Origin of the sequence: Hamadaea sp. NPDC050747 (assembly GCF_040654195.1) — a bacterium.
Classification (GTDB): Bacteria; Actinomycetota; Actinomycetes; order Mycobacteriales; family Micromonosporaceae; genus Hamadaea.
Window position 1 is genome coordinate 105,333 of sequence record NZ_JBFAHM010000016.1, and the last position, 25,643, is coordinate 130,975.

Sequence of the window (25,643 nt, forward strand, 5' to 3'; positions counted from 1 at the left end):
TTCCGGTAGGACGCCGCCGTCGCGCCGCCGGTTCCGCTCCGCATCCCCGTCAGATTGCGCGGTTCGGATGTCGAAATCGCCCAGCCTGGCTACGACTCAGCTATAGCGGGGCCGCGCTCGGCTCCGTGCTCGATGCCGCCCGCCGAAGGCGCCGGGTCGGCACCGCCCGAGAAGCAGGAGCCGCCATGCTGAGGTGCAGCGTTGTCATTCCGACCTACAACCGGGAACGCCTGCTGCGATTCACCTTGCGGGCGCTGGCCCGCCAAACTCTGCCCCCGGATCAGTTCGAGGTGCTGATCTGCGACGACGGATCGACCGACCAGACGCGCGCGGTGGCCGAGAGCTTCGCCGACGTGCTCACCATCCGCTACTTCCACCAGGAGAAGCGGGACGGCTTCGGCGCCTCGTCCGCCCGGAACCTCGGCATCGCGCAGGCCGCCGCCGACGTCTGCGTCCTGCTGGACTGTGGCGTACTGCCCGAGTCGGGCTGCCTGCAGGCCCATGTGGACTCCCACGAAGCCGCGCCGGGACCGCTCGCGCTCGTCGGCTACGTCTACTGCCTCATGATCGACGCCGATCCCGAGGGCGCCGCCGAGATGGACCGGCTGCTCGACTACGACGACGCCGACCGGTCGATCGCCCTGCTCCGGGAGAGCGGGCGGTGGCCCGACATCCGCGATCAGTACTACGCCAAGTACGGCGACGACTTCGGCCGGCAGCCCGCCCCCTGGGCCATCTACTGGACCTGCAACGTCTCGGCCCCCACCGCGTTGCTACGCGAGGTGGGAATGTTCGACGAGAGCCTGCACGCCTGGGGCGGCGAGGACATGGACCTCGGCTACCGGTTGCACCGGGCCGGCGCGTACTTCGCGGTCAACCGAGCCGCGGCGGGCCTGCACGTGCCGCATGAGCGCGAGTCGAAGCAGGGCGAGCGGCGGAACTACGAGTACCTGGCGGCCAAGTACAACACCCCGATCACCGGACTGCTCCGCGAGTTCGCGAGCCTGGCCGTCCACCCGTTCAACATCAACGACGTCATCCGCGACCGCGGCCTGCCGAGCTGCGACGAGTTCGACAGGCGGGTCACGGCCCGATGAGCCCGACGAACTGGTTGGCGCAGCGGATCACCGAACGCTGGAAGATCGTCCGGCTCGCCGGCCGGGCCGGACCCGGGCTCGTGGCCGGACTTCTGCTGATCAACCTCGCCCTGGGCGTACTGCCGGTGCTGTTCGTCGTGGCCACGGGCGTCGTCATCGGCCGCGTGCCCGCCGCCGTCCAGGCCGGGGTGCCGTCGGCGGAGTGGACGGGCCTGCTGAAGGTGTTCCTGCTCGGTGCGGCCGCGTTCGTGGCGCAGCAACTGCTCGCGCCGATCGTGACGCTGCTGCGGGAACTGGCCGCGCGCCGGGTCGACGGGCTGCTGCTGGAGGACCTGATGGCCGCCTCGCTGCGCAGCCCCGGCATCAGCGCGCTGGAGGATCAGGACACCCTCGACGACCTGCGCAACGCGGCCCGGCAGCTGGAGTTCGGCTTCCAGAGTCCCGGCCAGGCGGTCCCCGGGTTGTTCGCGCTCGTCGCCCGCTACACGGCGCTGCTGGGCTTCGCGATCGTCGTCGGCGTCGTGTTCTCCTGGCTCGCCGCCGCCGCGCTGGTGACCGCCGTGCTCGTGTTCCGCTACTGCCAGCGCGGGGGGCTACGCAAGTACGTCAAGGTCCGGTTCGACACCGTCGGAGCCCACCGCAAGCTCGACTACGTCCGCGGGCTCGCCGTCGACAGTGGAGCGGGCAAGGAGATCCGGGTCTTCGGGCTGCTCGTCTGGCTGCGGCAACAGTTGCGCGAGGCGTACGACTTGTTGCTCCGGGATGTGCGGGCCGCGCGCCGGCGGGTCTACCTCTGGCCGTTCATCTGGGCGACGCTCTGGGGTCTCGCGGTGTCGGTCGCGGTCTTCGCGACCTTCGGCACGACCGCGGTCGGTGGCCTGTCTCTCACCGAGTTCGTGCTGGTGGTCCAGTCGATTCTCGGCGCGCTCCGGCTGTCGGAGTACTACGCCGAGGCCGACTCGCAGACCTGCGTGGGGATGTACGGATACGAGGCGCTGCAACGGTTCACCGACCGGATCGACGCCGCCGCTCCCCCGGCGGCGGTACGCGCCGCACCCGCGCCGATCTCGGAGATCCGCTTCGAGAACGTCACCTTCCACTATCCGGGGCAGGCGACTCCGGTGCTCGACGGGCTGACCTTGACCATCCCCATCGGACAGTGCACGGCGCTCGTCGGGCTCAACGGGGCGGGCAAGACGACCGTCGTCAAGCTGCTCGCCCGGCTCTACGAGCCGACCGGTGGGGCGATCCTCGCCGACGGGATCGACATCCGCGCGTACGCCCACGACGAGTGGCGGGCCCGCCTCGGCGTCATCTTCCAGGAGTTCGCCCGGTTCGAAGCCTCGATCGCCGACAACATCGGGTTCGGGGCCGTCGCCGCCAAGGGCGACCGGGACGGCGTACGCCAAGCCGCCGAGGCGATCGGACTGGGTGACACGATCGCCGCTCTCCCGAACGGGCTCGACACTCCCCTGGCCCGGCACCTGTCCGGCGGCGTCGACCTGTCCGGTGGGCAGTGGCAGCGCGTCGCACTGGCTCGCGCCCTGTTCGCGTTGCGCCATGGCACCACGGTCGTGATCCTCGACGAGCCGACCGCCAGCCTCGACGTACGCGCCGAGGCACAGTTCTTCGACGAGTTCGCGGCCCTGACCCAGGGGGCGACGACGCTGCTGATCTCGCACCGGTTCTCCACGGTTCGCCGAGCGGACCAGATCGTGGTGCTCGACGGCGGTTCCGTGCTGGAGCAGGGTACGCACGAGGAGCTGATGGCCCTCGACGGCCGGTACGCCGGCCTGTTCAGCCTGCAAGCCGACCGGTTCGTGGACGCCACGACCGGAGTTCCGACCGACACGGAGGTGGCGGCATGATCGAGGCATGGGCGGCCTCCTGGCGCATCCTGCGGACGGCGTGGCGGCTGGATCGCCGGCGGGCGGCCACCGCAGTCGTCCTGATGCTGGGCGGCGCGGCCGCCGCACCGCTCATGGCGTACGCCCTCGGCCGGATGACCAACGCGCTGGCCGACCGTGACGGAGGTGCGGCCGCGGCCGCCGGCGCCGTCGCCGGTGTCCTGGCGATCGCGATGCTGACCTTCTCCCACTTCGCGCACATCGCCTACTTCGAGCTGGCGGAGATGGCCGAGGAGGACTTCGACGCCCAGCTCATGGAGGTCTCGAACGGCACGCCCGGGATCGGGCACCACGAGCGGGCCGAGCAGGCCGACGCGATCACCGTCCTGCGGCAGGAGGGCCGCCAGTTCGAGAACGCCATGGACGCCCTGATGAACGGGGTCGGACTGGTGGTCGCGATGGCCATCACGGCGGCGCTGCTCGTCCGGGTCGATCCGTTGCTGCTCCTGTTGCCGGTGGCGGCGCTGCCGCCGTTGATCGCCGGACGGCTGGCCGAGCGGTCCCGCGATCGGGCGCGTACGCGCACCGCCGAGTCCACACGGGTGGCGCTCAACCTGTTCCACCTGTCGACCTCGGTCACCGTCGCCGGGGAGTTGCGTGTCTTCCGGCTCGGCCGGGAACTCCTGGACCGGCACCGGCGGCACTGGTCGGCCGCCACGAAAGGCTTGGCACGCGGGCATTTCCTCGCGACCGTGGTCCACACGGTCGGGCAGCTCGTGTTCGCGGTCTCCTACATCGCCGCCGTCCTCCTCGTGATCCGCCAGGCGATCGCCGGCCACGGCTCGATCGGCGACGTCGTCCTGGTGATCGTGCTCGCGGTGCAGGTGAACCAGCAGGTGGCGCTGGCCGTCAGCCTGATGGAGACGCTGCAGCGGATGGGCAGCGCGTACCAACGGCTGCGGACGCTCCGGGAGCAGGTCGCGCCACCATCAGCAGAGCCGGCTCGGGAGGCTCCGCCGGAACGGTTCGCGCGTGGCATCACGTTGCGCGACGTGTCGTTCCGCTACCCGGGCGCGGACCGGCCGGCGCTCCGCGACGTCACCCTCACGCTGCCGGCCGGCTCGCGGGTCGCGATCGTCGGGGAGAACGGGGCGGGCAAGACGACTCTCGTCAAACTGCTGTGTGGCTTCTATCCGCTGTCTTCCGGCCAGGTGCTGCTGGACGACGTCGATCTCGCGAACGTCCCGGTCCAGACCTGGCGGCAGCGGATCTCGGTCGGTTTCCAGGACTTCGCCCGCTACGAGTTCGACGCCCGGCATACCGTCGGCGTCGGGGACCTGCCGCACCTCGGCTCGGACGAGCACCTGCTCGACGCGCTGGACCGCGCCCAGGCCATCCCGGTGATCGATCATCTGCCTGACGGCTTGGCGACGCAACTGGGTCGCAGCTGGACGGACGGGGCCGAGTTGTCCGGCGGCCAGTGGCAACGGCTGGCGCTCGGCCGGGCGATGATGCGTACGCGGCCGCTGCTGCTGGTGCTCGACGAGCCGGCGTCGGCGCTGGACCCGGCGGCCGAGCACGCGCTGTTCGAGCGGTTCGCCGATCAGGCCGGCCGGGTGGCCCGGGAGTCGGGGGCGATCACGTTGTTCGTGTCGCACCGCTTCTCCACGGTACGCATGGCCGACCTGATCATCGTGGTGCGGGACGGCGAGGTGGCCGAGGTCGGCGACCACGACACCCTCATGGCGAACCGGGGTCTCTACGCGGAGCTGTTCGACCTGCAGGCGCAGGCCTACAGCTGACCTACCCGGCCGCCGGGGCGTGCAGCACCTCGACCCGGCGGCCGATCCGCCCGGCCTCGGTGAGGATGTGGTCGGACCAGGTCGGCCACAACCCGGTCAGCCGGGAGGTCACGAGAACCCGGTCGACCGACTGATCCGGCAGCACCGTACGCACCCCGACGGCGTGCGACGGTGTGTGCGGCGTACCCCGGGTCGCCTTCTCGAGCAGCTCGGCGTCGAAGTCGACGATGACCGCCGGGGGCAGTCCCGGCGGCAACGTCCCACCCGCGCCGAAGATGGCGATCCGCTCGTCCGCGCCGACGTCGGCCACCGCGCGAGCGACCTCGTCGGCCACGTCGATCGTCCCCGCCTGCTCGGTCCACCGGCCGAGTTCCAGCCAGGTCTCCTCCCAGCGCCAGTATTCGTTCACCGCGCACAGGACATAGCCGATCTCGATCACCGGTTCCGGGTACGCCACCAGGAACTTCGCCATGTTGGCGACCATCTGCGGCCAGCGGGCCGACATGTCCCGCTCGTGCGGCCACTCGATGACCCAGGCGTCCATCGCGAACCGGAAGGGCACGCCCAGCCGGTGCGCCTTGAACCCGATCTCCAGGTCCTCGCAGCCCCATTCGGTCATGTCCTCGTTGAACCCGCCCACCCGCCGGAACACCTCGGCCGGCAGCGAGATGTTCAGGCCGAAGACGAGTTGCCAGGGCAGCGGCATGGCGTTCATCTCGAAGTCCCAGGTCACCAGGGCTTCATGGCGGACGTCGCGGAAGGCGGGCTCGTCCCGATAGCGTGCCAGCACGTCTTCGGGGGTTTCGACGGCCAACCGCCTGTGCAGATCCTCGATCGGCGGGAACCGAGGGTCGTAGCCCCAGGCGTACCCGCAGACGAAGAGCGGTTCGCCCGTCCGGTGCAGCGCCAGGTGCCGTTCCACAAGGTCCGCGGAGATCATCACCCCCGAGTCGAGGAAGATGAGCACCTCGGCATCGGCGAGTTTCGCGCCCTCGTTGCGCGCCCGGCTGACCCGGTCGCCGACGTCCTCCTGGAAGAAGTACTTCAGCCGGAGCCGGTCCTGGAACGCCGCCACGACCTCGGCGGTGTCGTCGGCGGATCCGTCGTCGGCCACGACGACCTCGAACTCCGCCTTCGGGAGGGTCTGCCGAGCCAGCTGCTCCAGCATGAGGCGCAGCAGCGCCGCTCGGTTGTAGGTGGGAATGACGACGGACACCTTCGGCGTTCCGATAGCGTCGATCATGGCTAGCCCCTCGTCAGGTGGCCAAGGACGCCGTTGTCCTCGCGCATGTCTGCCAGATGCGACCCAGTATCTCCCGGAAGATTGCCGAACGTCGCATCGAAAGTGCTCACTTTTTACGCCGATAGTTTTCGGCCTTGCGGCCTCGCTCGCTTCGCTTGACGCAACCAGTCGGTTGCTATAACGTCGAAGGCAACCGAGTAGTTGCGATACTATTCGCGACGTCGAAGGAGAACAGTCATGGCATTTCCCGACCGCATCGAGCGGACCCTTGAGCTGAAGCACGCCCCGGAACGCGTCTGGCAGGCGCTGACCACGGCCGAGGGCCTGGGCACCTGGTTCGGCCAGCAGGCCGAGGTGGATCTCCGGGTCGGCGGCCAGGCCAAGCTCACCTGGGACAGCGGCGACGTCGCCACGCTCACCATCGAGCGCGTCGAGCCGCCGCACGTCTTCGGCTACACCTGGATGATCTACGGCCTGCCCGCCGACGACCCGCGCCGCACCTACGTCGAGTTCACCTTGGAGCCGAGCGGCTCCGGCACTACCCTGACCATGGTGGAGACCGGATTCGCACAACTCCCCGACGGCGAGTACAAGAAGGCGTACTCGGCCAACAACGAGGGGTGGACCAACGAACTCGGCGAGCTCGTCGCGTACCTCGATGGAAACCACTGACCTGGAGGCGGTGGCGCAAGAGGTCTTCACCGCCCTGGCCGACCCGAGCCGGCGAGGCATCCTCGCCACGCTCGCGGCCCACGGCCCGGCCACCGCGACCGACCTGGCGGCGCGCCTGCCGATCACCCGGCAGGCCATCGCCAAGCACCTCGGCCTCCTCGCCGAGGCCGGCCTGGTCGTCGCCGAGCCCGGCGAACGGCGCCGCGTCCGCTACCGGGTGGACTCCGCGCCGATGAAGATCGCTCAGCAGTTCCTCGGGGCACTCGCCCGCGACTGGGACGGGCCGCTGGCGGCCCTGCAACGCCAGCTCGACTGACCGACCGCGACCGCAAGCGTCTCCGCACTCCGCGGGCGACGCCGATGGCGCGCGCCTTCATCCAGCAGCGCACACCTCACTCGAGAAATGAGCATCACCATGGACATCCTGCACCGCGTCGGCGTCATCGCCGAGCCCAGCGAGGTCTACTCGGCCCTCACCACAATCGACGGCCTGGCCGCCTGGTGGACGAGGGACACCTCGGCCACCGACGACGGCATCCTGCAGTTCCGCTTCATCCCGGGCGGATTCGACATGAAGGTCCTCGACACCCGCCCCGGCGAACTGGTCCTGTGGGAGGTCGTCGAAGGCCCCGCCGAATGGATCGGCACCCACGTCCGCTTCGACCTCAAGCGGGAGGACGAGTTCACGATCATCCTCTTCCGCCACGAGGGCTGGCGAGAGGAGGTGGAGTTCATGAACCACTGCTCCACCAAGTGGGCCACGTTCCTGATGAGCCTCAAGAAGTTCGTCGAGACCGGCAAGGGAGAGCCCGCGCCGGACGACGTCCAGATCAGCAACTGGCACTGACACCACACACCGCGCCTTCATGATCATGGTCATTTCCACGTTGCCATGGCGACAAGGAATTGACCATGATCATGAAGGATGATCTTGAAGGTGCGGTGCGTCAGTCGACGAGCCGTGACTCGAGCAGAGTCAGGCGGCCCAGGTTGTGCGGATCCTTCCCCATTTGCCAGGTGTCCTGCCACTTCCCGACGCGGCCTTCGTCGGCGAAGGCGAGCCACACCATGTCGACTGGTTGCGGCAGCATCGAGGTCAGCGGGTCTTCGCCGGGCGCCAGCCGGGCCACGCTCTCGGTGATGGCCTCCCCGTCGGCGAGCGTCCAGACGACGGTGACGTCGATCGCGGCGTACCCGGTGCAGGTGACGTTGCCGGTCAGAGTGATGTCCGCCGTCGTCACGGACGGTTCGAGGTTCGGGCGTACGGCGCGGACCATCGCCTCGCGCGCCCGTTGGGCGGAGGCGTTACTGGCCGCGGCCGCACGGAGCGAGCCGAACGCGGCGACCGCGGCGAACACCCCGGCGGCGACCGTTCCCGCCGCCGACATGGCGCCGATCAGGGCGGTGTCGTCGCGGACGGCGATGAACGACCCGAAGAGCACGACCAGGCCGACGACGATCAGCGCCGACAGCGCCCACTTGTTCCGGAGCATGATCGGCAGGTTATCCGACGTCACCCGCCGGGAAACCGGTTTGGTGGGCCGCAGCGGGCCACGTAGGTTCGGATCTTGTGATGGATAAGCTCGTGCCGGCCCGGCTGGGGACAAGTTACCGCTGGCTGCTGGCGTCGTCGTGGACGACCAACTTCGGCGACGGCATCGCGATGGCGGCCGGTCCGCTGTTGGTCGCCTCGCTGACCGACGAGCCGTTCCTCATCTCCGTGGCCGCGCTGCTGGGGTGGGCCCCGCCGCTCGTGTTCAGCTTGTACGCCGGGGTGCTGTCGGATCGGCACAATCGGCGCCGGATCGTGCTGACCGCCAACGCCGTACGCGTGGTGATCCTGGCGGTGTTGGTGACGGCGGTCGCCACCGGGACGGCGACGGTGGCTGTGGCGCTGGCCGGGTTGGGTCTGCTGGCGACGGCGGAGGTGTTCGCCGACAATACGACGGCGACGCTGACGCCGATGCTGGTCAGCCGGGACGATCTGGCCCTCGCCAATTCCCGGATCCAGACGGGGTTCATCACGCTCAATCAGCTCGCCGGGCCCCCGCTCGGCGCGGCCCTGTTCGCGGCTGGGATGGCGTGGCCGTTCCTCGGCCAGACGCTGCTCGTGATCGCCGGTACGCTCCTCGTCTCCCGGGTGGTGCTGCCACCGCACGGACAGTCGGCCGACGGTGGGGAATCCCGGAATCTGCGGAAGGACCTGGCGGCCGGGTTCCGGTGGACGCTGTCCCACGCCGCTGTGCGTACCCTTGGCTTGACGATTTTGATCTTCAACGTGACCTTCGGCGCGGCCTGGTCGGTGCTGGTCCTCTACGCGCAGGATCGCCTCGGCCTCGGGTCGGTCGGGTTCGGCCTGATGACCACGGTGGGCGCGGTCGGCGGCCTGGTGGGGACGGGGTTGTACGGCTGGATCACCCGGCACGTGAGCCTGGGCGACATCATGCGGGTGGGGTTGATCATCGAAACCTTGACCCACCTGGGCCTGGCACTGACCCGCTCGCCCTGGGTCGCGGCCGGCATCTTCTTCCTCTTCGGGGCGCACGCCTTCATCTGGGGCACCACCTCGATCACGGTACGCCAGCGCGCAGTCCCCCGGGAGCTGCAAGGACGCGTCGGCGGTGTCTACACCATCTGCGTGTACGGCGGCCTCGTCGTCGGTTCGGCGATCGGCGGTGGACTCGCCACCCGGTTCGGGGTGACCGCGCCGTTCTGGTTCGCCTTCGCGGGGTCGGCGGTCTTCGTGGTCGCGCTGTGGCGGCAGCTCGCCCGGATCGCGCACGACGAGGAGCCGCACGCCGAGCGTCCACTGGAGACCGTCTCGGCGTAACGCACCCAGCCGCCTTTGGCGCGTTGGCGCGTTGGCGCGTTGGCGCGTTGGCGCGTTGGCGCGTTGGCGCGTTGGCGCGTTGGCGCGTTGGCGCGTTGGCGCTGGATCAGGGTTCTCGGTCGAATCTTGCCCCATGATTCGACCGAGAACCCTGATCCAGCGCAAAGAAGGCGCGCAACACGGCGGGAAATGAGGGCTTCCGGCACAGACGAGCACAGGTGTACCGTGAGCGCTCACGGTCCCCCGCCCGAGGGAGTAAAGATGCGAAGAACCCTGCTCAGCAGCGCGATCTCGGTACTGCTCCTCGTCACCGCCGTCCCAGCCACCGCTGCCCACGCGGCCGGCACGCCACTGTCCATGCTGGGCGCCGACGTCTCCAGCCTCCAGCGTTCCGAGGATCTCGGCGGCACGTACTACACCGAGAGCGGCGCCCGCGCGGACGCCCTGCAGATCCTCAAGAGTCACGGGGTGAACTACATCCGGCTGCGTGCCTGGGTGAACCCGTCGATCAACTACAACAACAAGGCCAAGATCCTGGCCATGGCGCAGCGGGTGAAAGCGCAGGGCATGAAGCTCTACCTGAACCTGCACTACTCCGACCGCTGGGCCGACGGCGCCCACCAGACCAAGCCGGCGGCCTGGGCCGGGCACACCTTCACCCAGCTGCAGTCCGATGTGTACACCTACACGTACGACATGTGCGCGAGCCTGAAGGCCCAGGGCACCCCGGCTTCGATGATCTCGATCGGCAACGAGATCCAGGCCGGCATGCTGTGGCCGGAGGGCGGCACCGGCAACTGGGCGCAGCTCGGCGCGCTGCTCAAGCAGGGCTATGACGCGGTCAAGGCCTGCGACCCGAGCGCGCTGGTGATGCTCCACCTCGCCGACGGCGGCGACAACGCGCTCTACCGCAGCTGGTTCGACAGCGCCGTGGCGCAGGGCGTGAAGTTCGACGTCATCGGCCTGTCCTACTACGGCATCTGGCACGGGCCGATCTCCGCCCTGCAGGCCAACATGAACGACGTCTCGGCCCGGTACGACAAGCCCGTCGTGGTCGCGGAAACCGCGTACCCGTGGACCCTCGACTGGGCCGACAACGAGGGCAACGTCTGCTGCAGTCGCGACATGCTGCTCGCGGGCTATCCCGCCTCGAAGTCGGGCCAGCAGAAGAACCTGCGCGACGTGCTCCAGGCGGTCCGGAACGTGCCCGGGGGCAAGGGCCTCGGCGCGTTCTGGTGGGAACCCACCTGGACCGCGGTCACCGGCAACGGCTGGGACCCCGACAACACGGCCACCGGCGACAGCTGGGAGAACATGACCCTGTTCGACTTCTCCAGCCACGCGCTCCCGGCCATGTCCGAGTTCAAACCCTAGATCGACTCGTACGCCCAGCGCAGCGCACTGCGCTGGGCGTACTGCCGGGGGCCGGCCTGCATATGATTCGTCTCGTGAGCCAGCCTCCCCATCCGAAGTCCCGTGGCGCCGCCCGGCGGGCCCAACGGACCGGGCCGACGATGGAGGATGTGGCGCGGATCGCCGGGGTCTCCCGCGGGACGGTGTCCCGGGTCCTCAACGGGGGCCACGACGTGAGCGACGCCGCCGAGGCGGCCGTCCGGGAGGCCATGCGGACCACCGGATACGTCGTGAATCATCACGCCCGCAGTCTCGTGACACGGCGTACCAACGCCATCGCGTTCGTGCTGTCGGAGCCGCATGAGCGGCTTTTCGAGGACCCCAACTTCAATACGCTGGCCCGCGCGGCGGCACAGCAGGCCGCCGCCCGGGGCGCGTCGCTGGTGCTGATGGTCGCGGGCGACCACGAGGAACGCAACCGCATCTCGGCCTACGTACGCTCCGGCCACGTGGACGGCGTACTGCTGGTGTCGACGCATCGGGGCGACCCGTTGGTGACCGAACTCGCGCACAGCGCGCTGCCGGTGGTGGTGTGCGGCAAGCCGCTGGACCACACCGCCGACTTCCGCTTCGTGGCGGCCGACGATCGCGAGGGCGGTCGCCTCCTGACCCGGCACCTGCTCGACCTGGGCCGCCGCCGGATCGGCATGATCACCGGGCCGCAGGACACCTCGGGCGGGGCCGAGCGCCTCCTCGGCTACCAGGACGTGCTCGGCGACCGGTTCGATCCGGGCCTCGTCGTGCCCGCGACGGAGTACAGCCTGGCCGCCGGCGAGGCGGCGATGCGGTCGCTGGTGGCGGGGGCGTCCGATGTGGATGCCGTCTTCGCGGCGTCGGACCTGCTCGCGGCGGGCGCGCTGGCCGCGTTGCGGGACGCCGGGCGGCGTGTGCCGGCCGACGTGGCGCTCGGCGGGTTCGACGACTCGGTGATCGCGAGGTCCACGGTGCCCGCGTTGACGACCGTACGCCAGCCGATCGAAGAAGTCGGCCGGCAACTCGTGCGAGTGCTGTTCGACCTGCTCGACGGGCGTACGCCGGACTCCGTCACAGTGCCCGTCTCCCTCGTACGCCGCGCCTCCGCCTAACTCCCCTCCCTCTTTCGCGTGATCATTGCGTCACCCATGCTGTTTCGCGCGGCGAAATGCCCGAGTAAACAGCATGGCTGACGCGATGATCACGAAGCGGTCCGGGACGGCACCTCGATCGTGCCGGTGACTCCGGTCAGCACGACCTCGGCGACCGTCAGCGGCGACCGCAGCGGGTGCCGGGGGTTGACGTGGCCGATCCGGCGCCGCAACGCCTGCAGTTCCACCCGGCCGAGCTGCTCTCCCAGCACGTGCACCGTACCGCTGGTGGGATGGGTGACCGCGCCGCAGAAGCCGAGCACCGTGCTCTTGCCCGCCCCGTTCGGCCCGAGCAGCGCCCAGTGCTCGCCCGGGCCGACGCCCAGCGTGATCCCGTGGAGGATCTGCTTGCCGTCCCGGCGGAAGGTCACCTCGTGCAGCGACAGCACTGTGCTCATCCCGGCACGGTAGTGGGACGGGCGGGACCAGCGTCACTGCCCGGACGCCGGTCCCGCCCAGTGGTCGTCAGCGGTGCAGGTCGCGGACCGCGTCCCGATCGGTGGGCTGCCAGCCCAGCAGATCCCGGGCGCGTACGCCGCTGACCGCCTGGTCGAGGGCGAGCGCGTCGGCGAACGGCTCACCGAGGGTGGCCGAGGCGTCCGGCCGCAGCCACAGCTCCGCCCGTCCAGTCCCACCGGCGGCCAGATCGGTCGCGGCGGCCAAGGCGACCACGGAGACCGCCGGCTCGTCGACGCCGTGCAGCAGGGTGCCCGCCGGAGCGGATTCGACGGCGAGGGCGTACAGGTCGGCGAGGTCGTCGACGTGCACCATGGGCCACCGCGTCCCCGGATCGCCGAAGTAGCGGCCGACGCCGTGCTTGCGGGCGAGGTCGAGCAGCAGCGCCGGGATGCCGCCGCCGTTGCCATAGACGATGCCCGGCCGGATGACGACCGACCGTACGCCGCGCTCCGCCGCCGCCAGCACCTGCTGCTCGATCAGCGGCCGGTAGGAGACGATCGGCAGCGGATTCACCGGCGCGTCCTCGGTGACCGGCTCCCGTCCGGTCCGCCCGAGCACCCAGATGCCACTCGTCTGCACCAGTACGCGTCCCGCCAGTGCGTCGACGAGCGCCGCGGTGGCGGCTTGGTCGGCCGCCCGATCACCGCTCGAGGTGGCGACGTTGACCACCGCGTCGATGTCGTCGCCGATCGCGGCTGCCAGCGTTTCCGGCCGGGTCAGGTCGCCGACGCGCACCTCGTAAGGGCTTTCGGCACGGTCTTCCCGAGCCAGCGCCACCACCTCGTGACCCCGCTGCCGCAACTTCCGGGCGGTGGCCGAGCCGATGTACCCGGTCGCGCCGATCACCAGGACCTTCATCGTGATTCCTCTTTCTTGAGAATCTTAACGTTGAGATAATCGAACGCCGGAGACCCCTTGACGTCAAGTAGTTCAACGTTGAGATACTCGTCTCGTGAGCACCCGGAATAAAGCCGCCGGCGAGCCCGACGCCGTGGACGCGGTCATCGGTCAGTGGGCGGCGGAACGCCCGGACGTCGACGTGTCGCCGATCCAGATCGTCGGCCGCATCTCGCGGTTGTCACGCCACTTCGAGCGCGCCCTGAAGACGCACTTCGCCGGCTTCGACCTCGAGCGCTGGGAGTTCGACGTGCTGGCGACGCTGCGCCGGTCCGGCAAGCCGTATGAACTCAGCGCCGGGGCGCTGCTCAAGATGGCCCTCGTGACGTCGGGCGCGATGACGAACCGCATCGACCGCCTGGAAGGCAGAGGACTGGTCGAGCGCCGCAGCGATCCGGGCGATCGGCGTACGGTGCTGATCCGGCTCACGACGCAGGGCCGCGAGACGGTGGACGCCATCCTGGTCGGGCACATGGCGAACGAGGAGCGGATGCTCGCCGCGCTCAGCCCCGGCGAACGCCGCGACCTGGAGGCGACGCTGCGCAAGCTGCTGATCTCCTTCGGCGACGTGCCTTAGCGGCGGGCGAAGACGACGCCGCCGGGCACCTCGGCGTACGGGCTGAGGGTCAGCGTCGCCTCGACGGTGAATCCCGCCTCCCGCAACCGTTCCGCCACTTGGTCCGGACGTCGCCGATGGACGTGGACCTTCATCGGGTGCCCGCCGTAGCCCTCGGTCTTCAGCCGCGAACCCTCCCCGACGTGGAACCCCACCAGGAGGGGCCCGCCGGGTCGCAGCGCCCGCCGGAAATGCGTGAACACCGCCGGGATCAGCTCGTCGGGGATGTGAATCACCGACCAGAACGCGAGCAGCCCCGCGACCGAGGCGTCGGCGAGCGGCAACTCCGTCATCGACCCGACGGCGAACCGCAGTCCCGGATGCTCTCGCCGGGCGACCTCGATCATCCCCGGCGACAGGTCGACGCCGAACGCGTCCACCCCGAGATCCCGCAGGTACGCCGTGATGTGCCCCGGTCCACAGCCGACGTCGGCGACCGGGCCGCCTCCGGTGGCGCGGACGAGATCCGCGAACAGCGTCAGCGCGTTCCGCAGGTAGGGCTTGTCGTCCAGGGCGTCGCGGACCTGATCGGCGTAGCTGGCCGCCACTGTGTCGTAAGAGATCCGGGTCTCGGCCAGCCAGCCGTCGGTCGCCATGATCACGACCATAGTCCGCGAAGACCGATCGCGGATATTGGCACGCTCGAAGAGATAGACATTTAAAGTAAGCTTTCTTAATAATTGCGGGATGTGGAACGACTCGCTTCCCGCGCGCCGTGGACCGGTGCGCTCCCACCGGGGGCGGCTGTTGCTCGCCCTCGCCATCTCGCTGGCGACCACCCTGGTCACGGCCGTCGTCATCGCCCCCACCGGCCAGGCCGCCGAGACCACCGCGGTCTCCTGCTCCGGCTACGCCGCCTGGGCCGAGGGCACCACCTACAAGGCGGGTGACAAGGTCACCTACACCGGGCACCTCTACGAGGCGCTCGTCGGGCACACCGCGTACGTGGGGGCGGGGTGGAACCCGGCGGCGACCCCGTCGCTCTGGAAGGACCTGGGCACGTGCTCGGGTTCGACGTCCAGCCCGTCGGCGTCGCCCTCCACGTCGCCGACCCGGTCGACTTCCCCTTCTCCGTCGACGTCGCCGACGCGTAGCACGTCCCCGAGCGCGTCCCCCAGCACCTCACCGAGCACGTCGCCGAGTCCGACCTCGACGGGATCCACCTGTGCGGTCAAGTCCCGCCCGGCGGGCAAGGTGCTCCAGGGGTACTGGGAGAACTGGGACGGCGCGTCGAACGGCGTACACCCGGGGATGGGCTGGATCCCGATCACCGACTCGCGGATCGCCGCCCACGGCTACAACGTCATCAACGCGGCGTTCCCGGTGATCCGATCGGACGGCACCGCGCTGTGGGAGAACGGCATGGACGCCGGCGTCAAGGTCTCGACCCCGGCCGAGATGTGTGCCGCCAAGGCGGCCGGCGCAACGCTGCTGCTGTCCATCGGCGGCGCGGCGGCCGGCATCGACCTCAGCTCGTCGACGGTCGCTGACCGGTTCATCGCGACGATCGTGCCGATCCTCAAGACGTACAACTTCGACGGGATCGACATCGACATCGAGACCGGCCTCAGCGGCAGCGGCAGCATCACCACGCTGTCGGCGTCCCAGGCGAACCTCATCCGCATCATCGACGGCGTCCTCGCCGCGATGCCGTCGAACTTCGGGCTCACGATGGCGCCCGAGACGGCGTACGTGACCGGCGGCAGCGTCACCTACGGCTCGATCTGGGGCGCCTACCTGCCGATCATCAAGAAGTACGCCGACAACGGCCGGCTGTGGTGGCTGAACATGCAGTACTACAACGGCAGCATGTACGGCTGCTCGGGCGACTCCTACTCGGCCGGGACCGTGCAGGGCTTCACCGTGCAGACCCAGTGCCTCAACACCGGCCTGGTCATCCAGGGCACCACCATCCGGGTCCCCTACGACAAGCAGGTTCCCGGTCTGCCGGCCCAGTCCGGCGCGGGCGGCGGCTACATGGCGCCGTCGTCGGTCTCCCAGTGCTGGAACAGCGTCAGCGGGCTGAAGGGCCTGATGACCTGGTCCATTAACTGGGACGGTTCGAAGGGCTGGACCTTCGGCGACAACGTGAAGGCGCTGCAGGGGCGCTGACCCAGGTCACCGCACGGCCGGGAATCCTCCACTTCGGAGGGTTTCCGGCTTTGTCGGTGGGCCGTTCTAGACTTCGGCCCCATGGCGATGGTGAGTTTCGTCGACGAGACGACCGCGGGCGATCGCAGCACCGCGTGGCACTTGGAGATCTTCGAGGAGCGCCTGCCGCTGCGCGAGGTGATCCGCCGCCGGGTGTTCCAGGAGGTGGCCGAGCACAACGCGAAGGGCGGCGACGTCTTCCGCGGTCTCGTGCAGCCGACCGGCACCGAGCGGACGCTCAACGGCTTCAAGCTCAAGGAGCCTCGCCGCGTCGACCCGGAGGAACAGGCGACCAAAGCGCTGGAGGCCTTCTCCCGCAACGGTTTCGTCGTCCTGATCGACGACCGTCAGGTGGACGACCCCGAGGCGGTCGTCGAGCTGTCCCGGGGCACGCAGATCACCTTCCTCAAGCTCGTGCCGCTGGTCGGTGGCTGATGGCTGTGCCCACTGACCTGGCCGACCACGTCAAGAATCTGGCGGCGCTCGCCCGCTCCGGCGAGGTGGACGCACTGGCCGACGAGACGATGGCCTGGTCGGCCCGCCTCGCCGAGGCCGACGACGACCGCCGGGGCAAGCACCGTTCCCAGCGCCAAGCCGATGCCCGGCAGTCGTTGCGGCGGCTCACCCCGGAGAAGATGCCCGCACTGCTGATGACGCTGCTCGATCGGTCTGTCGAGGTGTCTGACGCCGGCCAGCGCGGCATTCTCGCCGCACTGCTCCACGAGCTGGTCAAGCCCTACACCATCAGCCAGGATCCGGACGACGCCGAGATCGCGCTGGCCTTCGGCGCCCGGCACGTGACCTACTTCGGCGGCGACCAGCTGCGGGAACTCGCCGAACGCGTCCTCGCGGCGGGCCGGCCGCTGCCCCCGGAGGCGCTCGCGGTCATCCGGCGCTCGACGGTTCACGGTTATTGGAACTCGGCTCAGGAGCTGGCTCCCCTGCTCGACAAGCTGACCGACCTCCCGGCGCTCAACGTGGGCGAACCGTGGGCCGACCGCGCGCTGGCCGATGTCGCCGCGTTGCCGCCCGCCGAGGCGGAGCGTTGGTACGCCCTGTTTCGCCACGCGACCACCGCCACCAGTGCCAAGCCGTCGCCCAAGTGGGAGACGGCCGGGCGCGTACTGCTCGACGCGGTGGGCGAACCCGGCCCGCGGCTGCGCGAGTGGCTCGGTCTGGTCGGCCGGGCGCGGACGATCCGGCTCGCCCGTTCGCAGTGGGAGCCGGATGTCAACGAGGCCTTCGACCCGTACAACGCGACCACGCTGCGTGGCTTGATCTGGCTGCTGGCCGTCGGTGACGCCGCCGAGCATCCGGAGACGGCTCGTGTGCTGGGCTACCTCGTCGAGACGGCGTTGAAGAAGGCGCCCGGGATCGGCCCCCGTAATCCCAAGGTCGCCAACGCCTCCGTCTACGCGTTGTCCCGCATCCCGTCCGACGGCGCGCTCGCCCAGATCGCCCGGCTGGCCTCCCGGGTCACCTACAAGGGCACGCTCAAGGAACTCAACGCCGCGCTCGACAACCGGGCGAAGGCGCTCGGCCTGTCCCGCGACGAGGTCGAGGAACTGGCCGTGCCGACCTACGGCCTCACCGGCGTCGGCGTACGCGTGGAGAGGTTCGGCGATGCGACGGCCACTTTGGACGCCGCGAGCGGGACGGTCAGCTGGCTCAACAGCGCTGGGAAGGCGGTGAAGTCGCCGCCCGCCGCGGTGAAGACCGAGTTCGCCGAAGAGCTGGCCGAATTCAAGGCGGCCGTCAAAGACGTCGACAAGATGCTGTCGGCTCAAGCCGAGCGCCTCGATCGGCAGTTCCTCGCCCGGCGGGTGTGGCCGTTCGACGCCTGGCGCGAGCGTTATCTCGACCATCCCTTGGTCGGCACGCTGGCGCGACGCCTGATCTGGCTGGTCGACGACACGGCTTGCGCGTTCGCGGACGGCTCTCTGCGTACGCTCGAGGGAAAGCCGGTCACCGGCGAGCAGGTGCGGCTCTGGCACCCGATCGACCGGGACGTGGACGAGGTGCTGGCGTGGCGCGCGTGGCTGGAGACGCGGCGCGTGACCCAGCCGTTCAAGCAGGCCCACCGCGAGGTTTACCTCCTGACGGCGGCCGAGGAGAACACGCGAGTCTACTCGAACCGATTCGCCGCGCACATTCTGCGGCAGCACCAGTTCCACGCGCTGACCGCCGCCCGGGGCTGGCGCAACAAGCTGCGGATGATGGTCGACGACACTTACGAGCCGGCGAGCCGTGACCTGCCGCAGTGGGGGTTGCGCGCCGAGTTCTGGATCGAGGGCGCCGGGGAGAACTGGGAGACCGACACCACCGAGTCCGGCGCCTACCTTCGCCTCGCCACCGACCAGGTGCGGTTCTATCCGACCGGCGCGCCGGCGAACCACGCGCACGCGGGCGGCGGCGGCTACGAGCAGTGGGTCGGTCAGGAGGCGCAGCCGACCGACCCGCTGCCGCTCAACGAGATCCCGCCCCTCGTGCTCAGCGAAGTGCTGCGCGACGTCGACCTGTTCGTCGGCGTCGCCAGCGTCGGCAACGATCCGACCTGGTCCGACGGCGGGCCGGACGGCCGGTTCCGGGAATACTGGGAGTCCTACAGCTTCGGCGAGCTGAGCGGCACCGCACAGACCCGCCGCGAGATGCTGGAGCGGCTCGTGCCGCGGCTGGCCATCGCCGACCGCGCGCACATCGAGGGCCGGTTCCTGGTCGTCCGCGGCGAGCTGCGCAGCTACAAGATTCACCTCGGCTCCGGCAACATCCTGATGACGCCGAACGACCAGTACCTCTGCATCGTGCCGAAGCAGGCGGCAGGCGGTCCAGCCGACGTGTTCCTGCCGTTCGAGGGCGACCGGGTGCTCGCCGTCATCCTCAGCAAGGCGTTGATGCTGGCCAAGGACACCACGATCACCGACCCGACCATCACGCGTCAGCTAGCGTTGCGGTGATGCAGGAGCAGCTCGATCGTCTGCTGGCGGCGGCGCCGATGCCCGCCGTCGCGCTGACCGTCTTCGACGCCGACACCATCCGCTATCAGCGGCTGCGCGGGGTGGCCGACCTGACCACCGGCCGCCCCGTCACGACGGAAACCTGGTGGGATCTGGCCAGCCTGACCAAGACGCTGGTCACCTTGCCCGAGGTGCTCGCACGCTTCGACCTCGACGCGCCGCTGTCCGAAGTCTGGCCTCCGTCGGCAGGCCATCCCGTCGCCTCGGCGACCGTACGCCAGCTGCTGTGCCACACGGCTGGGTTGCCGGCCACCGTCCCCTTCTATCGTGGCGACCCCGACATCGTGGCGCGGGCGCTGACGACCCCGCTCGATCGTCCACCAGGGGCGGAGGCCGTCTACAGCGACCTGGGTTTCCTGCTGCTCGGTGCGGCCCTCGGGCCGGAGCTGCCCGAGCTGGGCGCCGCGCGATCCGGACTGCGATTCGGGCCGGTGGCCGAACCGGCGGTGGCCACCGAGCACTGCGAGTGGCGGCAGCGGATCATCGTGGGCGAGGTGCACGACGAAAACGCGTACGCGATGGGCGGGGTGGCCGGGCACGCCGGGGCCTTCGGGACGGTGGACCTCGTCACCGCGGCCGCCCGCGCCTGGTTCGCCGATCGCGTCGTGAGCCCGGAACTCCACTACGCCGCCCGCCAACGCTGGTCGGGCAACGCCGACGGCGAGCGGTTCGGGCTCGGCTGGTGGCTGCCCCCGACGCGGGGACTCGGCGGGCCGCGTCCGGGCCCCGGCTCCTACGGCTGTTCCGGGTTCGTCGGTCACCGCATCTGGTTCGAGCCCGCGTACGGGTATGGCGTGGTGATCCTCAGCAACCGGATCCACCCGCATCGCGACACCCGGCCGGCGTTCAACGCCTGGTGCGCCGAGGTGCTCGCCTTCCTCAGCGGTCCCGCCGCCCGCGGCTGAAGCCATCGACGCCCACCTTCATGATCAGGGTCATTTCCACGTCGCCATAGCAGCATGGAAATGACCATGATCACGGCGACTGGAGTCGAATCCCCGCGTGGAAGCGCAGCAGCAGCGCCAGCCGCTCCCCCAGCACCGGCCACAGATCCGCGATGAGCTGGTCGATCTCCTGCGCCTGCGCCGGTGTGGGCATGCTGTAGGTCGTGCTGGCCCCATGATTCAGCCAGGAGGCGAGATCTGCCTGGACCGTCCGGCGCAGGCGATCGTCGGAGTCGGCGTACAGCCGCAGGTCCAGGAGAATCCGCTGCCAGACGTTGGCCGTCGCCAGCAGGCGGTAGGCGGCGAACCGGGTGAACGCGGGATTCTCCGGCCGAACCAGCTTCTGAAGGTGGTCGCCGTCGAGCTGAGCAGCGATCCGGAGGAGGCTCGTCCTAGCTTGCGCCACCACTGCGGGCGAAGAGTCGCGCAGCATCGGCAGCAATTCCGCCGGGTCGACAACGCCTATTCGGCGAAGCGCCGCGATCGCGGCCGATCGCATACGCGCCTGCGGGTGGTCCAGCCACTGGCGAAGGTGGGCGGCGTCTCGTTGATCGCCGACTTCACCGAGCCCGGCGATCGCGCCGACCGTGGGGGTTGCCGTGTCCACCAGCTCGCGGTAGCGGGCTGGCACGTCGACACCGGCACTCCGCTGCACGTTTCGGGCCACGGTTCGAACGATCAGGCTCCGGTCGGCGAGCCGCGCTTCGGCTGCGGCGAGGTCCCCTCGCTTGGCCAAGGCGTGCACCGCTTCCGCCCGGACCAGCGCCGTCCGTCCAGCGGCCAGGTGGCGCAGGTCGGTCAGGCTTATGGTCCCGCCCATCGCCGCCCGTGCGCACATCGCCCGGACGGTCTGATCCGGGTCGGCCGCTGCCGCCGCGATCAGCTGACTGGTCGTGAGCTGACCGGCTTCGATCAGCAGGTGGTACGCGGCCCGCCGCGCCCGGTGCGCGCGTACCGGTAGGACGGCCTGCACTTCGAGCGCCGAGAGCGATCGGAGTCGCGCCCGAGTCGCCTCGGCGAGCCATTCGTGGGGCGCCCGCCGGTCCAGCTGGAACGCCGCGTCCACCAGGGACGAAAGCTCAGCGACCGGCATCGCCGGAAGCCGGGTGGCCAGCGCCGCGCGAGCGGCTGCCTGGACGGCCGGAACCCAGTCGCCGGACCGGAGAGCGAGCACCGTGACCGCCAGCGGATCTGGAGTGGTGGCCAGCAGCGTCGTCGCCGCTTCGCGAAGGTAGCCGGACGGGTGGCCCGCCGCCATCGTCAACCGCAGGAGATCGTCCTCGCCCTCGACCAGCCGGGCGGCCAAGGCCCGCGACCACACCGGTGCGCTCTGCCACGCTCGGCGTAGCTCTTCGTCCAGCCGCGACCAGAAGCGGGCCGACGCCGCCCGCAGTGCCGCGACGACGACCGTCCGATCGCGTACTGTGCCGTCGCGGCTGATCGCGATGAGGTCCCGGGCCAGGCCGAGGTGGACGGCGTCACCGGCTTGGCGGACGTCTCTGGCAACGGCTTCCCCGTCCGTCACCGCGAGAGGGTAGTCGGACACCGGCGAAGACAGCGGCCCTCGCCGCACCCAGGCCAGCAACCGATCGCGTACGCCCTTCACCAGGACATCGTCGCAAGGGCGTCCACCGAATTCGCCGGCCCGATCAGGTACGCGGGTGGCGGCGTTGGCGTACTGCCAGCAGGAACACCCAGAGCCAGCCGACTGCGATCGACAGCCGCTGCCACAGCCCGGCAGTCTCCATAAGCGACGGATTCTCGCCGAATCCCAGCCCGGATAGGACGAACAGCACGAGGAGGGTCATTCCGCTGAGCACGGAGTAGATCGCGCGCACCGGTGACTGTCGGCGGGCGAAGGCGTACCCGAAGAAGAGCATGGCCACGGCGAGGCCGGCGAAGGCCGCGACCGAGAGCAGGTCGTGGAGGGTTCCGTGCCAGCTGTCGCCGGTCGCGGTCGTGGGGTAGCCGCCGACCGGGTCGGTCGCGAACAGCCCGGCGCCGAGGAGGCCGAGGCCCCAGACGCCGACGAGCAGTGGGCCGGCCAGCGCGCCGGGGCCTGGACGGAGGCTGCGTCGGAGACCGATCGCGAACAGGATCGTCAGCACGCCGCAGACCAGGAAGTTCATGACTTGCTGCCAGCCGCCCGGGCCGAGGGCGAGGGAGCTGACCGGGTGCCGCATCGGGTCGTAGCCGTCGCGGAACGCTCCTTCCACGACGAACGCGAGGACGAACAGCGGCCCGGCGATCAGGCCGCAGGTCAGCAGGCGGTTCGGCGGGGCGGGTGGGCGATCCGGGGTGGCCGCGCCGACGAGCGTGAGGGTCGTCGTCATGTGTCAACCGTAGTTGACGCGGACTCGACCGTCAACCAAAGTTGACTACAGCACCCAGCCGAAGCTCCGGGCCGTCCAACTCGGCGTCCGCGCTTCGTAGAAACGGTGCGCGCGCACTCGCGCATCGCCGGAGTCCAGCTCGATATGAGTCGCCCCACGGGTACGCGCAAAGGAGCAGGCGGCGTCCAGCAACAGCGTCCCCAGCCCCTGCGATCGCCGGTCCGGATGCGTGGCGAGGTCTTCGACCCAGCACCGCCGGCCGAACCGGACCGACAGGATGTCCACGTACGCCGTGCAGAGCCCGACGACCTCCGAGTCGACGGCGATCAGGACGGTGCTGTCGTCCGAAGCGATCGCGTGGCGTACGCGGTCGGCCGCGACCTCGGGGTCCCAGCTCGGCGGCGGCGATCCGGGCGGGGCGAACAGCCATTCGTAGGCCGCCACGACGGCGGGCACGTCGTCTTCCTGAGCCGTCCTGATCTCAACGTCGGTCATGGCTGTCACGGTAGGCAGCGCCCGCCGTGCTACAGAACGCGAGACAGGGGTGGGGTTAGCCTCACCCCCGCTGGGGAGGTCTACGCCATCGCGCCCCGGCCGCCCGATCTCTACCGTGGTCGCATGCGCGCACTTCTGAGGGCTTGGCGGTCGGCCGTCCTCGTCGTCACCGGTCCCCCGATCGGCCTCGCCGGCTTCGCGGTGATCGCAGTGGCGGGCGCGTTCTGGCCTCGAGTCATCGGCCCGTTCGTCGCCGGGTGGCATCGGCGGCGCTATGCCGCTCTGCTCGGCATACGCCTGATTCCGCCGGCCCAGGGTCAAGGCGTACGCCGGCAGCTGGCGTTCGGTCTGCTCGCCGCGCCGTTGTCGCTGATCTCGGCGGCGGCCGTGATCGTGTGCTGGTCGGTGGCGATGCTCGGGGCGATCTGGCTCAGCTTCGGCTGGGTGGTGCCGCGCGATTCGACCGGCTGGCTGCAGTACTCCGATTCGGTGGTCACCACGATCGTGGCGGTCCTCGCCGGGCTGCTGCTGATCCTCGGATTCGTGGCGGCCGGCCAGTTCGCCCGGCTGGAACTCTTCCTCGCCCGGACGATGCTCCAGCCCAGCCGGGCCGAGACGCTCTCCGTACGCGTCGACGCGCTGGCCGAAAGCCGGGCGGAGGTCGTCGACGCCGCCGACGCCGAACGCCGCCGGATCGAGCGGGATCTGCACGATGGAGCACAGCAGCGGCTCGTGTCGCTGGCGATGAACCTCGGTCTGGCCCGAGCCACTCTGACCGACACCGATCCCCGGGCCGCCCAGGCGCTGGCCGACGCCCACGACGAGGCCAAGCTCGCATTGTCCGAGCTGCGGCAGCTCGTCCGCGGCCTGCATCCGGCGGTGCTGGACGATCGTGGGCTCGACGCTGCGCTGTCCGGGATCGCCGCGCGCTCCCCCATTCCCGTACGCCTGACCGTGGACGTGCCGGACCGTCCTTCCCGGACGATCGAGGCGGTGGCGTACTTCGTGGTGGCCGAGGCGTTGACCAACGTCGCCAAGCACGCCGGCGCGACGGCGATCACGGTCACGATCCGCCGAACCGGTTCCAGGCTGGCGGTGGTGATCGCCGACGACGGCCGGGGCGGCGCCGACCCCGCCGATGGCAGCGGCCTACGCGGCCTGGCCCAGCGAGTCGGCTCGGTCGACGGCACCCTGCGTTTGAGCAGCCCGGCCGGCGGCCCGACGGTGATCGAGGTGGAGCTGCCGTGCGAGTCGTGATCGGTGAGGATTCCGTGCTGCTGCGCGAAGGCCTCGTACGCCTGCTGACCGCGAGCGGCATAGAGGTCGCGGCGACCGCCGGGGACGCCGAGTCGTTCTTGAAGGCGGTGGGCGAGCACCGGCCCGACGTCGTCGTCCTCGACGTACGCATGCCGCCCTCGTTCACGGACGAGGGTCTGCGGGCGGCGTTGGTCCTTCGTCGGCAGTTCCCGGAGATCGCCGTCCTGGTGCTCTCCCAATACGTGGAGGAACGGTACGCCACGGAGCTGCTGTCCGGCCCGCCGAGCAAGGTCGGCTACCTGCTCAAGGACCGGATCGCCGACGTCGCCGACTTCCTCGACGCGCTCCGCCGGGTCGCCGGGGGCGGCACCGCGCTCGATCCCGAGGTCGTCGCCCAACTCCTCGTACGCCGCCACCGCGACCCGATGGAACGGCTCACTCCCCGGGAACGGGAGGTGCTCGCCCTGATGGCCGAGGGCCGGTCGAACTCCGCGATCGCCGCCGCGCTGTTCGTCAGCGACAGCGCGATCGAGAAGCACGTCAACAGCATCTTCACCAAACTCGACCTGCAGCCGGCCGACGGCGACCACCGCCGAGTCCTCGCCGTTCTGCGCTTCCTGGAGGTTTCCCCGTGACCACCGCACCAGAAACCGTTCGCCCGTCGCGTCGCTGGCTCGCGGTCGGCGGCCTCGTGACCGTCTTCGTCGTCCTCGTCGGCGCCGGGATCGCGTGGGCGGTCGTCGGCGGCACCGGCCTCAACCGGGTCGTCGAGAGCGCTCGCTACGACCGCGCCGTCTCCCGCATCGTCTTCGACGACGTCGAAGCGGGCGACGTCACCGTCCGCGCCAAGACCGGCGCGACCGGGGTCGGCGTACAGCGGACCTTGCACTGGACCACCCAGAGCCCGACGATCCACGAAACCTGGGACGGCGACGTGCTCACCATCGATTTCGACTGCCCGCGCTGGGGTTTCGGGTCCGGCTGCGGCGTCGACTACATGCTCGAGGTGCCGCCCGCGGTCCAGCTGCAGATCCAGGTCAGCTCGGGCGACGTGCGCCTCGACGGGCTCACCGCCCCGGCCCGCGTCCGCACGAGCTCGGGCGACGTCCGCGTCTTCGGCATGCGGGCGGACCAGCTCGACGTCCAGGCCACGTCGGGCGACATCACGCTCGAAGACGCATCCATCGGTACGCTCACCGCCGCGACCACCGCCGGTGACGTGCGAGCGGCGTACACGAAGCCGCCGACCTCCGTGGACATCACCGCCGTCTCCGGGGACGTCACCGTGACAGTGCCCCGCGACGCGACGGCGTACGAGGTGCGTCTGGAGAGCACCTCGGGCGACCTCGACACCGAGGTTCACTCGACATCGGGCGCGGCGGCGAAGATCCACGTGAAGACGGTCGCCGGGGACGTCCGCGTACGCCTCGCCTGACACCCGGCCGCGCC

At 70.1% G+C, this 25,643-nt stretch carries 25 protein-coding genes; 17 read left to right on the top strand and 8 right to left on the bottom strand.

What is annotated here, in order from left to right:
• Window positions 1-185: 185 nt before the first annotated feature.
• From AB0H43_RS33090 to AB0H43_RS33100, 3 genes are read left to right on the top strand one after another with little or no spacing between them, the layout of a single operon-like run.
• On the top strand, window positions 186-1,097 hold the full coding sequence (locus AB0H43_RS33090) for a glycosyltransferase (protein ID WP_360005901.1): 912 nt from the start codon (window positions 186-188) through the stop codon (window positions 1,095-1,097).
• A complete protein-coding gene (locus tag AB0H43_RS33095; RefSeq protein ID WP_360005903.1) occupies window positions 1,094-2,965 on the top strand; it encodes an ABC transporter ATP-binding protein in 1,872 nt (623 codons plus the stop codon). Before AB0H43_RS33090 ends, AB0H43_RS33095 begins: the two co-directional genes overlap by 4 nt.
• Complete coding sequence (locus AB0H43_RS33100; protein WP_360005905.1) at window positions 2,962-4,746, top strand: ABC transporter ATP-binding protein; 1,785 nt, start codon at window positions 2,962-2,964, stop codon at window positions 4,744-4,746. The genes AB0H43_RS33095 and AB0H43_RS33100 overlap by 4 nt, the downstream gene beginning before the upstream one ends.
• 1 nt (window position 4,747) lies before the next feature.
• Here AB0H43_RS33100 and AB0H43_RS33105 read toward each other — a convergent pair whose 3' ends face one another.
• The gene (locus AB0H43_RS33105; RefSeq protein ID WP_360005907.1) at window positions 4,748-5,989 is read right to left on the bottom strand and encodes a glycosyltransferase; all 1,242 of its coding nucleotides are present in this window, start codon (window positions 5,987-5,989) and stop codon (window positions 4,748-4,750) included.
• Between the two features lie 237 nt (window positions 5,990-6,226).
• Between AB0H43_RS33105 and AB0H43_RS33110 the strand changes: the two genes are divergently transcribed.
• The 3 genes from AB0H43_RS33110 to AB0H43_RS33120 all read left to right on the top strand — a co-directional run bounded on the left by AB0H43_RS33110 (window position 6,227) and on the right by AB0H43_RS33120 (window position 7,508).
• Window positions 6,227-6,661 carry an SRPBCC family protein gene (locus AB0H43_RS33110; RefSeq protein WP_360005909.1) on the top strand — a complete coding sequence of 145 codons (435 nt, stop codon included), beginning with the start codon at window positions 6,227-6,229 and terminating at the stop codon, window positions 6,659-6,661.
• A complete protein-coding gene (locus tag AB0H43_RS33115; RefSeq protein ID WP_360005911.1) occupies window positions 6,648-6,977 on the top strand; it encodes a metalloregulator ArsR/SmtB family transcription factor in 330 nt (109 codons plus the stop codon). Before AB0H43_RS33110 ends, AB0H43_RS33115 begins: the two co-directional genes overlap by 14 nt.
• 87 nt (window positions 6,978-7,064) lie before the next feature.
• Window positions 7,065-7,508, top strand: coding sequence for an SRPBCC domain-containing protein (locus AB0H43_RS33120; RefSeq protein ID WP_360005913.1), 444 nt, complete (start codon window positions 7,065-7,067; stop codon window positions 7,506-7,508).
• 100 nt (window positions 7,509-7,608) lie between these two features.
• Here the strand turns inward: AB0H43_RS33120 and AB0H43_RS33125 are convergent, their stop codons facing one another.
• Window positions 7,609-8,154 (bottom strand): hypothetical protein, encoded by a 546-nt coding sequence (locus AB0H43_RS33125; protein WP_360005915.1) that lies wholly within the window; start codon window positions 8,152-8,154, stop codon window positions 7,609-7,611.
• A gap of 80 nt (window positions 8,155-8,234) precedes the next feature.
• Here AB0H43_RS33125 and AB0H43_RS33130 point away from each other — a divergent pair, with 80 nt between their 5' ends.
• The 3 genes from AB0H43_RS33130 (at window position 8,235) to AB0H43_RS33140 (ending at window position 11,989) form a co-directional block, all read left to right on the top strand.
• Complete coding sequence (locus AB0H43_RS33130; RefSeq protein ID WP_360005917.1) at window positions 8,235-9,491, top strand: MFS transporter; 1,257 nt, start codon at window positions 8,235-8,237, stop codon at window positions 9,489-9,491.
• A gap of 261 nt (window positions 9,492-9,752) precedes the next feature.
• Window positions 9,753-10,865: an arabinogalactan endo-1,4-beta-galactosidase gene (locus AB0H43_RS33135; RefSeq protein WP_360005919.1), complete on the top strand. Its 1,113-nt coding sequence runs from the start codon at window positions 9,753-9,755 to the stop codon at window positions 10,863-10,865.
• A 74-nt stretch (window positions 10,866-10,939) separates the two neighbouring features.
• Window positions 10,940-11,989, top strand: coding sequence for a LacI family DNA-binding transcriptional regulator (locus tag AB0H43_RS33140; RefSeq protein ID WP_360005921.1), 1,050 nt, complete (start codon window positions 10,940-10,942; stop codon window positions 11,987-11,989).
• An 89-nt stretch (window positions 11,990-12,078) separates the two neighbouring features.
• On the opposite strand, the gene AB0H43_RS33145 is transcribed toward AB0H43_RS33140, so the two are convergent.
• Window positions 12,079-12,426, bottom strand: coding sequence for an ATP-binding cassette domain-containing protein (locus AB0H43_RS33145; protein ID WP_360005922.1), 348 nt, complete (start codon window positions 12,424-12,426; stop codon window positions 12,079-12,081).
• Window positions 12,427-12,493: 67 nt separating this feature from the next.
• Window positions 12,494-13,345, bottom strand: coding sequence for an NAD-dependent epimerase/dehydratase family protein (locus AB0H43_RS33150; protein ID WP_360005924.1), 852 nt, complete (start codon window positions 13,343-13,345; stop codon window positions 12,494-12,496).
• A gap of 94 nt (window positions 13,346-13,439) precedes the next feature.
• Between AB0H43_RS33150 and AB0H43_RS33155 the strand changes: the two genes are divergently transcribed.
• Complete coding sequence (locus tag AB0H43_RS33155) at window positions 13,440-13,961, top strand: MarR family transcriptional regulator (protein ID WP_360005926.1); 522 nt, start codon at window positions 13,440-13,442, stop codon at window positions 13,959-13,961.
• On the opposite strand, the gene AB0H43_RS33160 is transcribed toward AB0H43_RS33155, so the two are convergent.
• Entirely contained in the window at window positions 13,958-14,596 is a 639-nt protein-coding gene (locus tag AB0H43_RS33160) for a class I SAM-dependent methyltransferase (protein WP_360005928.1), read from the bottom strand. The two genes, AB0H43_RS33155 and AB0H43_RS33160, sit on opposite strands and share 4 nt — an antisense overlap.
• A gap of 91 nt (window positions 14,597-14,687) precedes the next feature.
• On the opposite strand from AB0H43_RS33160, the gene AB0H43_RS33165 reads away from it, so the two are divergent.
• The 4 genes from AB0H43_RS33165 to AB0H43_RS33180 all read left to right on the top strand — a co-directional run bounded on the left by AB0H43_RS33165 (window position 14,688) and on the right by AB0H43_RS33180 (window position 20,070).
• Window positions 14,688-16,112 carry a glycosyl hydrolase family 18 protein gene (locus tag AB0H43_RS33165; protein ID WP_360005930.1) on the top strand — a complete coding sequence of 475 codons (1,425 nt, stop codon included), beginning with the start codon at window positions 14,688-14,690 and terminating at the stop codon, window positions 16,110-16,112.
• Between the two features lie 81 nt (window positions 16,113-16,193).
• A complete protein-coding gene (locus tag AB0H43_RS33170; protein ID WP_360005932.1) occupies window positions 16,194-16,586 on the top strand; it encodes a hypothetical protein in 393 nt (130 codons plus the stop codon).
• A complete protein-coding gene (locus tag AB0H43_RS33175) occupies window positions 16,586-19,105 on the top strand; it encodes a DUF4132 domain-containing protein (protein ID WP_360005934.1) in 2,520 nt (839 codons plus the stop codon). The genes AB0H43_RS33170 and AB0H43_RS33175 overlap by 1 nt, the downstream gene beginning before the upstream one ends.
• Window positions 19,105-20,070: a serine hydrolase domain-containing protein gene (locus tag AB0H43_RS33180; RefSeq protein ID WP_360005936.1), complete on the top strand. Its 966-nt coding sequence runs from the start codon at window positions 19,105-19,107 to the stop codon at window positions 20,068-20,070. The genes AB0H43_RS33175 and AB0H43_RS33180 overlap by 1 nt, the downstream gene beginning before the upstream one ends.
• 70 nt (window positions 20,071-20,140) lie before the next feature.
• Here the strand turns inward: AB0H43_RS33180 and AB0H43_RS33185 are convergent, their stop codons facing one another.
• The 3 genes from AB0H43_RS33185 to AB0H43_RS33195 form a co-directional block, all read right to left on the bottom strand.
• Window positions 20,141-21,634 (bottom strand): hypothetical protein, encoded by a 1,494-nt coding sequence (locus AB0H43_RS33185; RefSeq protein ID WP_360005938.1) that lies wholly within the window; start codon window positions 21,632-21,634, stop codon window positions 20,141-20,143.
• A 124-nt stretch (window positions 21,635-21,758) separates the two neighbouring features.
• A complete protein-coding gene (locus AB0H43_RS33190; protein ID WP_360005940.1) occupies window positions 21,759-22,442 on the bottom strand; it encodes a DUF998 domain-containing protein in 684 nt (227 codons plus the stop codon).
• A gap of 45 nt (window positions 22,443-22,487) precedes the next feature.
• Complete coding sequence (locus tag AB0H43_RS33195; protein WP_360005942.1) at window positions 22,488-22,937, bottom strand: GNAT family N-acetyltransferase; 450 nt, start codon at window positions 22,935-22,937, stop codon at window positions 22,488-22,490.
• Between the two features lie 123 nt (window positions 22,938-23,060).
• On the opposite strand from AB0H43_RS33195, the gene AB0H43_RS33200 reads away from it, so the two are divergent.
• Genes AB0H43_RS33200 through AB0H43_RS33210 form a run of 3 tightly spaced genes read left to right on the top strand, consistent with a single transcriptional unit; the run spans window position 23,061 to window position 25,629 of the window.
• Window positions 23,061-24,194: a sensor histidine kinase gene (locus AB0H43_RS33200; protein ID WP_360005944.1), complete on the top strand. Its 1,134-nt coding sequence runs from the start codon at window positions 23,061-23,063 to the stop codon at window positions 24,192-24,194.
• Window positions 24,182-24,829 (top strand): response regulator transcription factor, encoded by a 648-nt coding sequence (locus AB0H43_RS33205; protein WP_360005945.1) that lies wholly within the window; start codon window positions 24,182-24,184, stop codon window positions 24,827-24,829. Before AB0H43_RS33200 ends, AB0H43_RS33205 begins: the two co-directional genes overlap by 13 nt.
• Window positions 24,826-25,629 (top strand): DUF4097 family beta strand repeat-containing protein, encoded by an 804-nt coding sequence (locus tag AB0H43_RS33210; protein WP_360005947.1) that lies wholly within the window; start codon window positions 24,826-24,828, stop codon window positions 25,627-25,629. The genes AB0H43_RS33205 and AB0H43_RS33210 overlap by 4 nt, the downstream gene beginning before the upstream one ends.
• Window positions 25,630-25,643 lie beyond the last annotated feature (14 nt).

Coding starts and splice junctions, on each gene's coding strand:
- AB0H43_RS33170 (WP_360005932.1), top strand. CDS start 16,194: ATGGCGATGGTGAGTTTCGTCGACGAGACGACCGCGGGCGATCGCAGC.
- AB0H43_RS33165 (WP_360005930.1), top strand. CDS start 14,688: ATGTGGAACGACTCGCTTCCCGCGCGCCGTGGACCGGTGCGCTCCCAC.
- AB0H43_RS33200 (WP_360005944.1), top strand. CDS start 23,061: ATGCGCGCACTTCTGAGGGCTTGGCGGTCGGCCGTCCTCGTCGTCACC.
- AB0H43_RS33150 (WP_360005924.1), bottom strand. CDS start 13,345: ATGAAGGTCCTGGTGATCGGCGCGACCGGGTACATCGGCTCGGCCACC.
- AB0H43_RS33100 (WP_360005905.1), top strand. CDS start 2,962: ATGATCGAGGCATGGGCGGCCTCCTGGCGCATCCTGCGGACGGCGTGG.
- AB0H43_RS33110 (WP_360005909.1), top strand. CDS start 6,227: ATGGCATTTCCCGACCGCATCGAGCGGACCCTTGAGCTGAAGCACGCC.
- AB0H43_RS33130 (WP_360005917.1), top strand. CDS start 8,235: ATGGATAAGCTCGTGCCGGCCCGGCTGGGGACAAGTTACCGCTGGCTG.
- AB0H43_RS33105 (WP_360005907.1), bottom strand. CDS start 5,989: ATGATCGACGCTATCGGAACGCCGAAGGTGTCCGTCGTCATTCCCACC.
- AB0H43_RS33180 (WP_360005936.1), top strand. CDS start 19,105: ATGCAGGAGCAGCTCGATCGTCTGCTGGCGGCGGCGCCGATGCCCGCC.
- AB0H43_RS33120 (WP_360005913.1), top strand. CDS start 7,065: ATGAGCATCACCATGGACATCCTGCACCGCGTCGGCGTCATCGCCGAG.
- AB0H43_RS33190 (WP_360005940.1), bottom strand. CDS start 22,442: ATGACGACGACCCTCACGCTCGTCGGCGCGGCCACCCCGGATCGCCCA.
- AB0H43_RS33175 (WP_360005934.1), top strand. CDS start 16,586: ATGGCTGTGCCCACTGACCTGGCCGACCACGTCAAGAATCTGGCGGCG.
- AB0H43_RS33145 (WP_360005922.1), bottom strand. CDS start 12,426: ATGAGCACAGTGCTGTCGCTGCACGAGGTGACCTTCCGCCGGGACGGC.
- AB0H43_RS33095 (WP_360005903.1), top strand. CDS start 1,094: ATGAGCCCGACGAACTGGTTGGCGCAGCGGATCACCGAACGCTGGAAG.
- AB0H43_RS33160 (WP_360005928.1), bottom strand. CDS start 14,596: ATGGCGACCGACGGCTGGCTGGCCGAGACCCGGATCTCTTACGACACA.
- AB0H43_RS33115 (WP_360005911.1), top strand. CDS start 6,648: ATGGAAACCACTGACCTGGAGGCGGTGGCGCAAGAGGTCTTCACCGCC.
- AB0H43_RS33125 (WP_360005915.1), bottom strand. CDS start 8,154: ATGCTCCGGAACAAGTGGGCGCTGTCGGCGCTGATCGTCGTCGGCCTG.
- AB0H43_RS33135 (WP_360005919.1), top strand. CDS start 9,753: ATGCGAAGAACCCTGCTCAGCAGCGCGATCTCGGTACTGCTCCTCGTC.
- AB0H43_RS33090 (WP_360005901.1), top strand. CDS start 186: ATGCTGAGGTGCAGCGTTGTCATTCCGACCTACAACCGGGAACGCCTG.
- AB0H43_RS33195 (WP_360005942.1), bottom strand. CDS start 22,937: ATGACCGACGTTGAGATCAGGACGGCTCAGGAAGACGACGTGCCCGCC.